Raw genomic sequence first — 8,949 nt, 5'->3', positions numbered from 1 at the left:
TCCAGCATCTGCTCGGCCAGGGCGCTCATCCCTTCAAAGTCATTCAGGTGCGAGCCTTTGCCGTTTTCAAAAATAACGCTGATCAGTTTGCCTGATTCAAACACCAGGATACCGACTGCGTCAGAAAAAGTCAGGTTGGCATAACCGGTAAAACAACCGTGGGCAAGTTTGGTGACAACTGCGTCAAGTTGTAGTTCTGAGGCATCAAGATCTTCAAAGAGGGGGGTGCCTTTGGGGAGACGAAGCATTTAATTGGTCCTCCTGACATGCCAACATAGCAGATGGTGCATATATGGGTAAACGTTACGATACACGTCGCTGAATGTCAAAAGATTGTTTAAAAGAGCATGGGGTAGCAATAGGAGGAAAAGCAGTATTTCCCGCATGGCGGAATGATCGGCCATGCGGGAAATACGATGAGGCTAGTTGTTGTTACGTCCCTGTGCATCAACCACTGCAATGGCAGCCATGTTGACGATGTCACTGACGTCGTCGCCCCGTTGCAGGACATGCACCGGCTTTTGCATTCCCATCAGGATCGGGCCGATCGCCTCAGCCCCGCCCAGACGGGCCAGCAGTTTATAGGCGATGTTGCCTGAGTTAAGATCAGGGAAAATCAGCACATTGGCCGTCTGCTGCAGTTTTGAGAACGAGAAGTGATCCAGCAGTTCCTGTACCACTGCCGTATCGGCCTGCATCTCGCCATCAATGATCAGCTCCGGCTCCCGCTCCTTAACGATCTGCACCGCACGGCGCACCTTGTCAGAAAGTGGGTGACGCACTGAGCCGAAGTTAGAGAAAGAGAGCATGGCCACCCGCGGATCAATGTCAAATACCTTGACATTTTGTGCCGCCAGAATGGCTGTTTCAGCCAGCTCCTCAGCTGAGGGGTCAATTTCAACCGTAGTGTCGGCCATGAAGTAGACACCCTTTTTGAAGACCATCATGTACATGCCATGCACTGAAGTCAGGTTCGGCTGCTTTCCAATAACCTCCAGCGCCGGGCGGATGGTCTCTGGATAGTGGGCGTCAATACCGGACAGCATGGCATCGGCATCGCCCATTCTGACCATCATGGCACCGAAATGGTTGCGCGACTTGCGGCGCATGATTCGACGTGCCTCGGTTTCCGTGATTCCCTTGCGTTGGCGCAGGCGGTACAGCTCCTGTGCATACGGTTCAGTATATTTTGAGTTTTCAGTGTCTACAATCTGTACGTCGTCCAGGTTAAGACCCAGCTCATCGATTTTGTCGCGAATCTTGATGCTGTTGCCGATCAGAATCGGATGGGCTATTCCTTCATCCACCAGGACCTGGGCTGCGCGAAGCATTTTTTCATTATCGCCTTCAGGGAAGGCCACCCGTTTCGGGTCAGTCTTGGCCTTGTTGATGATGTAGCGCATGATCTCTTTTGATGTGCCCTGGGTCGATTCGAGGTGTTCAATATACTTTTCCATATCCTCGATCGGCTGACGGGCAACACCGGAATCCATGGCTGCCTGAGCAATGGCCGGGGCCACATGCAGCAGCACCCGCGGGTCAAACGGTTTGGGAATGATATACTCCCTACCGAATGAAAATTTGACATTGCCATAGGCTTTGCTGACGGAATCGGGCACCTCTTCACGGGCCAGTCTGGCCAGGGCCTTGACAGCAGCAAGTTTCATTTCTTCATTGATACAGCTTGCCCGTACATCCAGAGCGCCGCGGAAAATGAACGGGAAACCCAGCACGTTGTTAACCTGGTTGGGATAGTCAGAACGTCCGGTGGCAATAATCACATCGCCTCTGGCAGCCCGGGCTTCATCAGGAGTAATCTCCGGGTCCGGATTGGCCATGGCAAAGATGATCGGGTTGGGAGCCATGCTGCGTACCATATCAGCAGTAAAGGCTCCTTTGGCGGAAAGTCCAAACAGTACGTCGGCTCCTTTGGCAGCTTCTTCCAGGGTGCGGAAGGGGGTGTCAGCGGCAAAGAGTTCTTTATAAGGGTTCATGCCGATGGTGCGGCCTTTGTAGATGACCCCTTTGGTGTCGCACATGATCATGTTGTTGGGCTTGACCCCCAGGGCAATCGCCAGCTTGGCACAGGAGTTGGCAGAGGCACCGGCACCGTTGACCACTATCCTGATGTCCTCGATATTCTTGCCCACCAGTTCAAGGGCGTTGATCAGAGCAGCTGATGAGATGATGGCAGTACCATGCTGATCATCGTGGAAGACTGGAATCTTCATGGTTTTTTTCAGCTCTTCTTCAATGTAGAAACATTCAGGAGCCTTGATATCTTCCAGGTTGATCCCGCCAAAAGTCGGTTCCAGCAGTTGACAGGCTTTGATGATTTCGTCAGGATTTTCAGTGTCAAGTTCAATGTCGAAGACATCAATATCGGCAAAACGCTCGAAAAGAACCCCTTTGCCTTCCATGACCGGCTTACCGGCCAGTGCCCCCAGATTGCCAAGTCCCAACACCGCAGTGCCGTTTGAGACAACGGCCACCAGATTACCTTTGGCTGTGTACTTGTAGGCATCATCCGGGTTCTTCTCAATAGCCAGACAGGGCTCTGCCACACCCGGTGAATAGGCCAGGGATAGATCTGCTGCGGTTTGGCAGGGCTTGGTTGAGATAACCTCGATTTTGCCTTTACGACCCATTGAGTGGTACTCAAGAGCATCCTTGATCTTTGCCATGGTCGACATCCTCCAAATAAATTTAGTGACGATAAAAAAATGGTTGATTTGGTCCTGATTACGCTAGTTTGTGTTTAATATGACTAAAGACATATATTCCCGTTGTCTGGGGCTGTCAAGCGCTATCAGGTTCAAATAAAAAAATATTCTATTTTATGCGTGGTAAGGGTTGAAGATGTTCGATGCGGTACCGTATTATAGGTGACTCATTTATGTTGTTGAATAAACCTCAAGCTGTACGTGGAGAGATCCGTGTGTGATCAGGAGTCTGGCTATATTGGTGTTGATATCGGCGGAACAAACCTTCGGGGGGCGCTGGTACGGGTAAATGGCGAGGTTCTTTTCCGATTTCGCCTGAAGAGTGCCATCTCAAACGGTGCGGACTCTTTTTTGGAGCGCCTGACAGTGGAAATAGGCACGCTTGTGGAAGAGGCCTCTCGCTATGGTCTGAAGGTGCAGGGGGTGGGGCTTGGCATACCTGGCCTGATCGGGAATGATGGTACCATTCATTCCTCAGTTAATTTGCGACCGCTTGAGGGGATGAATCTGTCCAGACTGCTTTCCAGCCGTTTACAGATACCTGTTGTCTCTGCAAACGATGCAAATCTGATCGCTTTGGGTGAGGTCTGGGCCGGTGCCGGTCAGGGGATGCAATCTGCGGTTGTAATAACAATAGGAACCGGACTGGGAAGCGGCCTGATCCTTGATGGCAAGCTGTGGACCGGTGCAGGCGGTTTTGCAGCGGAGTTTGGGCATCTGACTGTTGAGCCGGAAGGGCTTCCCTGTCCATGTGGTAATCGGGGTTGTCTGGAACAGTATGTCTCGGCAGCCGCCCTTTCCCGGTACGGTGGAGGACGCACACCTGAAGAGTTGGCGCTACTGGCACAAGACGGAGATCCTGTCGCCTGTGCTGCCTTTGATACTATCGGTTACCGCTTGGGGACAGCCCTGGCCGGGTTGGTAAACCTCCTTAATCTTGAAGGCATTATCATTGGTGGCGGGGTCTCTGCCGGTTTTGATCTGTTTGAGCCTATGTTACGTAAAACGATTCAACAACGGACATTTCCTCAGATAGCAGAGCAGGTGCGGCTCTGCAGGGCCGCTTTGGGGGACGATGCCGGGCTTGTGGGGGGAGCACTGCTTGCTGCGGGTAAAAAGCTGGGAAGTTGATTTTTTTGATGGGGAGTTTACTTTCAGATAAATGATGGTATTCTACACGACATATAGTATTCGGTCTATTCAAGCATTGTATTCGTTAGCTCGGGAGGTTGTCTATGAAGCGGATCTGGCTGTTTCTGGTGTTGATAGTGGCTTTACTGGCGGGGGGGTGTGTCAAACAGGTCGCACGGTGTACGGCGCCGGAGGATAATCCTGCTCATCATTACCTGCGTGGCATGGAGGCTCTTGAGTCTGGCAAAATTGATCTGGCTCAGGAGAAGTTTGATCGGGCGCTCTACTGTGAGGAGAATTTTTCAGCTGGCTATGGTGGCAAGGCGATTGTTGCCGCTTTAAAGGCAAAAGGAACGGCTGATGCCGGGTATCGTGCTATTGAAGTGGCCCGCGCAGAAGAGTACCTTGAGAAGACAAAAAAACTGATTGAAACTGACAACGACCGGTTTGAATATCAACTGGCTGTCTTGCGGGTGGCCCCTGTAGTAAAGGGTAAAGACTGGCTGGACCGGGCTGAAGCAGCCTATCGTGCTGTCCAGTCTATCGAGAAGGTTGATGAGCGACGTCTTGACTACTATCAGGGGAAAGAGGCTGCTGCCTACTTCATGGGACTGGCCTATCTTGAAGGCTATCAGTTCCGTAAGGCAGAGGATAAATTCCGTGAAACCCTGGACAGCCGCAAAATGGGCAAGTGGAACGAGCCGGCTGATAAGGCCTGGAAAAAGACATCTAAGATTGTGCGGGCCATGGGTGGCATCACGGTGGGCGATGTGGGGAAAAAGATTGCGGTAAAAGATACGGTGTCACGGGGGGACCTGACGGCCCTTTTGGTTGATGAGATGATGATCGACAAACTGTTCGCAGGTCGGATTCCCGTTAAATCACAACTGGCTGCCATGAAAGCGGAGTTTACTCCGGCAGACCTGCTCTCCCATCCGTTCCGTGATGAAGTCAACACCATCATGAAGTGGAAGGTCCGTGGTCTCGAACCCAAGTTTGACCAGACAACCAAGGCCTACCTTTTCAAGCCTGAAGATAAAGTGCTGCGCGGTGAGATGGCTTTTATCCTGGAAGATGTCCTGATCAAGCTGACCGGGGATGAAAAGATCGCCACGGCCTACTTCGGTCAGGAACGGTCTCCTTTCCCGGATGTCAAGACCACCTCTCCTTACTATAATGCCGTCATGAACATGACCAGTCGCGGGATTATGGAAGGTGAACTGTCCGGAGAGTTCCGCTTTAACGAGCCGGTGGACGGGGCTGAAGCGATCCTTGCCATCAGGATGTTGCAGCAAAAAATCAATATCTATTAGTTTACCGCCTTTACATGGCACTAATCTGAGACAAGGAGGAAGGTTCAATGAAAAAAAGTATTATACTGGCAGCAGTAGCCCTGATGGGATGTGCAGGACTGGCTCAGGCAGATGAGGTGGATCTGAGACACTACAAGATCGCCCGTGAGTATATCAAAAAAGAAAAGGTTACGGTAACCGTTACCGTTGAGCAGGCGTTCAAGCAGGATGCCATCCTGGTGGTGGGTGAAGGGGTTCCCAAAAAGGGGACGACCGGCGGACAAAAACGGTTGACCGCCATCCGGGCCGCTGAAGTATCTGCCCAGCGTGCCTTGGCAGAGCTGCTGAAGGGTGTCTCCATTACCGGCCAAACCACCGTGCGGGATGCTGAACTTGAGTCCGACGTGATCAAGTCATCCGTTAATGCCTTTATCAAAGGCTTCCAACCGGTGGTCAAGGATTGGAATGCGGAAGAAGAAACCGCTCTGGTTATTTTGAAGGTGGGGATGAACGGCCCACGCAGCTTTGGCGCCATGATGTATGAAAAGATTCTGACCGAGCCCAAGATTAAGCAGCAGATTGAGCAGCCTGCCTATGTACCTCCTGCAGAGGTGCCTGCGCCGACTCCGGTTGTCAAGCCCTACGACGGCCTGATCATTGATGCCACTGCCTACAGCTTCCGTCCGGCCCTGATTAACCGGATTTTTAACCCCAAGGGCGAGGTGCTGTATGATCCGGCCAAGATCAGCCAGAAGGTACTGGTAGAGCAAGGTTGCGGCGAGTACACCAACAGTGTTGACAAGGCCCGTGCTGCCCTGCGTAAGCGTGGCGTCAACAATCCGTTGGTCGTTGCTGCCTCCGGTACGGTCAGCCCGTCTGATTTGCAGGTAAATAATGAAGTTGCATTGCAGATCTTCAGCGCCAACCAGAACAACGGCTTTATGGCTGATGCGCGGGTTGCCTTTGTGCTGAAGTAGCAGGCTGTTTTAAAGAATGAGAACCCAAGCCCCGTGACAGAACGTTGCGGGGCTTTTTTGTAGGGAACTTTTTTGCTGTGGGAGATGTCATATCCTGTGAATGCGACGGAACTACATACTGCTGAAGATTCAGACCTGCTGGCTGCCTGCCGCAAGGGGGATACCCGTGCCTTTGAACAGCTGGTGCTGCGCTACCAGCGCAGTCTGTTCAATGTTGCCTTTAGAATCAGCGGTAACGAGGCTGATGCGGCAGAGATTGTTCAGGAAACGTTTTTGGCAGTCTGGCGCAAGATCAAGGAGTTCCGGGGTGAGGCCAAACTCTCCACCTGGCTGACCAGCATTGCCGTCAACCAGGCTCGTACCCGCTGGCAGCAGAACCGTCAGAAGCAGGGGCGTGAGAAGTCTCTTGATGAAACTGCCGAAGAAAATTCGGGGGCACCTTTGCAGATCGCTTCGAAACAACCCTCGGCCCTTGAACAACTGGAACGTTTGGCGCTGAGGGAGCTGCTGGAACGCTGTATCAGGGCTCTGGACCAGGGGTTTCGAGAGGTGCTGGTGTTGCGGGATATGCGTGAGTTGCCCTATGATGAAGTGGGGCAGGTGTTGGGATTACGGGAGGGAACAGTCAAGTCTCGTCTGTTTCGGGCCCGAGAGGCGGTCAGGGACTGTGTAACCAAAGGTATGGCATAACCATGAAAAGTCATGAAGAACTACGCAGTCTGCTCCCGGCCATGGCTGGAGGAGACCTGTCCAAAATGGATCAGGCACGGCTTGAACTGCATCTGGCTGAATGCCCGACCTGCCGTAGCGAACTGGCACAGCTGCAGGCCGTGGTGAAGGCGATGCGGAGTACGCCCGAGCTGGAGCCGCCTCCCTGGCTGGCAACCCGCATTATGGCCAGGGTCAAGGAAGAACAGGAATCCCACAGGAGCTGGTTTGCCCGTCTGTTCCTGCCGCTGCAGATCAAGCTGCCTTTGGAAGCCTTGGCTTTGGTGATGATCTGTGCAACGACTTGGTATGTTATGCAGGATGTGAATCGTTCTCAACAGCGGACTTCGGCTCCACCGGCAGCTGAGGCCCCTGCTGCCGCCCCCGTCAGAGAGGCTGACAGATTATCTGAGGATCAGATCCCCCGTGCAACTGTTCCGGTAACATCTCCTTCCAAACCGGTCGCCTCAAAGGCAGTGTCCGCACCATCTGCTGCTCCGGCAAGGCCGGATGCTCAGAGATCACAGGCTGCTCCAACCTTTGCACCGCAGCCACAACAGGTGCCTGCGCCTGTCGAGCAGATGGAACGATCCAAGTCAGCTTCAGAGTCCGTACCTGCCCCTTCAGTTGCCAGTCGTGAAAAGCGTGTCGCTAGCCCGTCACCGCTGCCAGATCGTACCGTGGCTGCCAAACGCAAGGCTGAAAGCAGCGACAGTGCTGCTGGTGTAACCGGAATACAACCGCAACGACTACGGTTGGTGGTTGATGACGGCGCTAAGGTTTCAGATACTCTTGGCGATGTTGTGCAGCGCCTGGGTGGAACCATTCTGGAGCGCCGCACCGGCAGTGCCAGAGTAAGGATTCAGATGGACCGCCTGCCAGAGCTGATGGAACAGCTTAGCCGATTGGGGCGGATAGCTGAACGTCCTGTCGCGGATAAAGCCGGTGATAAGATTTTAGAATTACAGATACTATGGCAGGTTGAAAATAAATAAGTTTTTAGGGAACTTTTTCCTGACTGTTCCTGTCTAACGGTGCAAAGGCTCATCAAAAGCCAATCACCCACAACGGGAGGAAGTCATGAAAACTATCGTAGCAGGTATCCTGGCAGTCATGATTAGCGTCGTTCAGGTATGGGCAGGCAGCATCGGCGACAGTGTTGAGGTCAGAGTTCTGTCGGAGTCAGGTGCAGAGTTGCCGTTTTATCCGGTCTCTGCCCGCTATCCAGCCAAGAAAGTCTATGCAGAAGCGGTCAAGGGAGATCACTACAGGATTGTGGTCCGTAACAAGCTGAACCGTCGGGTAGGGGTGGTGATTGCGGTTGATGGCCGCAACATTGTCTCTGGTCAGAAGTCATGGCTCAAAAACAGTGAGCGGATGTATATCCTGGAACCGTACGAGCGTTATGAGTATGCTGGCTGGCGTACCGGACAGGACCGGATTAACCGTTTCTACTTCACCGAGGTGCCTGACTCATATGCAGCTTCTTTTGGTGATCAGAGCGCCATGGGGGTAATCGCGGTGGCGGTCTATCCTGAAGTGCAACGTTATGAACCGCCGATGCAGTATCGCAATCAGCTTTCCGGCTCAGCACCTGCGCCGGCAGCAGAGGCACCGGCACCTTCTACAGCATCTGAACGTAAAAAGTCTGCTGCAGCCCCGGCAGCAAAGGCTGAGGCGATGGACCGGTCTGCCGGTACCGGCTATGGCAGGAGCGAGTACTCACCATCACAAGTTGTTGCCTTTGAGCCGGAACGCCGCTCTGTGGAAAATCTGTACATTAAGTACGAATGGCGTAGCACACTCTGCAAGATGAAGATTGTCAGCTGCGGTCACCCGTACCCCAGAAATAATAACCGGCTGTGGGACCAAGGTGGTTATGCACCGCCACCTCCAGGTAGGGAATAGATACAGGAACCAAGGTTGTAAGCAAACGGGGGCTGCTCACCACAGGGGCATCCCCCGTACTGTTTTGGTGAGCGTGATTGCAGGGACGGGGATCTGTGGTATAGCAACAAGAGTATGTTTGTTGCATAACGTCAGCAGTTGGAGAGTCCTATGTCTGATCTGAACGGTGTCATGATGCAGTATTTTCACTGGTACTTGTCTGCTGACGGT

7 protein-coding genes and 1 pseudogene are annotated in these 8,949 nt (G+C 52.9%); 6 read left to right on the top strand and 2 right to left on the bottom strand.

Annotated elements, in window-relative coordinates; all coding sequences use genetic code 11:
* A pseudogene (locus OEL57_RS10560) lies at positions 1 to 248 on the bottom strand (GTPase-activating protein); the annotation flags it as partial.
* Between the two features lie 174 nt (positions 249 to 422).
* Positions 423 to 2,684 carry an NADP-dependent malic enzyme gene (locus OEL57_RS10555; RefSeq protein WP_300740464.1) on the bottom strand — a complete coding sequence of 754 codons (2,262 nt, stop codon included), beginning with the start codon at positions 2,682 to 2,684 and terminating at the stop codon, positions 423 to 425.
* A 252-nt stretch (positions 2,685 to 2,936) separates the two neighbouring features.
* On the opposite strand from OEL57_RS10555, the gene OEL57_RS10550 reads away from it, so the two are divergent.
* The 6 genes from OEL57_RS10550 (at position 2,937) to OEL57_RS10525 (ending at position 8,739) form a co-directional block, all read left to right on the top strand.
* Positions 2,937 to 3,854, top strand: a complete 918-nt coding sequence (locus tag OEL57_RS10550; RefSeq protein WP_300740461.1) for an ROK family protein — start codon at positions 2,937 to 2,939, stop codon at positions 3,852 to 3,854.
* 104 nt (positions 3,855 to 3,958) lie between these two features.
* Complete coding sequence (locus OEL57_RS10545; RefSeq protein ID WP_300740458.1) at positions 3,959 to 5,167, top strand: S-layer homology domain-containing protein; 1,209 nt, start codon at positions 3,959 to 3,961, stop codon at positions 5,165 to 5,167.
* 47 nt (positions 5,168 to 5,214) lie between these two features.
* On the top strand, positions 5,215 to 6,123 hold the full coding sequence (locus tag OEL57_RS10540) for a hypothetical protein (protein ID WP_300740455.1): 909 nt from the start codon (positions 5,215 to 5,217) through the stop codon (positions 6,121 to 6,123).
* An 84-nt stretch (positions 6,124 to 6,207) separates the two neighbouring features.
* Positions 6,208 to 6,813 carry an RNA polymerase sigma factor gene (locus OEL57_RS10535; RefSeq protein ID WP_300740452.1) on the top strand — a complete coding sequence of 202 codons (606 nt, stop codon included), beginning with the start codon at positions 6,208 to 6,210 and terminating at the stop codon, positions 6,811 to 6,813.
* A gap of 2 nt (positions 6,814 to 6,815) precedes the next feature.
* Positions 6,816 to 7,826, top strand: a complete 1,011-nt coding sequence (locus OEL57_RS10530; protein WP_300740450.1) for a DUF2275 domain-containing protein — start codon at positions 6,816 to 6,818, stop codon at positions 7,824 to 7,826.
* An 85-nt stretch (positions 7,827 to 7,911) separates the two neighbouring features.
* Positions 7,912 to 8,739, top strand: coding sequence for a hypothetical protein (locus tag OEL57_RS10525; RefSeq protein WP_300740447.1), 828 nt, complete (start codon positions 7,912 to 7,914; stop codon positions 8,737 to 8,739).
* Positions 8,740 to 8,949 lie beyond the last annotated feature (210 nt).

This window comes from Trichlorobacter sp., from assembly GCF_030247655.1.
Lineage (GTDB): Bacteria > Desulfobacterota > Desulfuromonadia > Geobacterales > Pseudopelobacteraceae > Trichlorobacter.
Note: the sequence above shows the minus strand (reverse complement) of the source record. Positions and strands in the feature narration are given on the sequence as shown.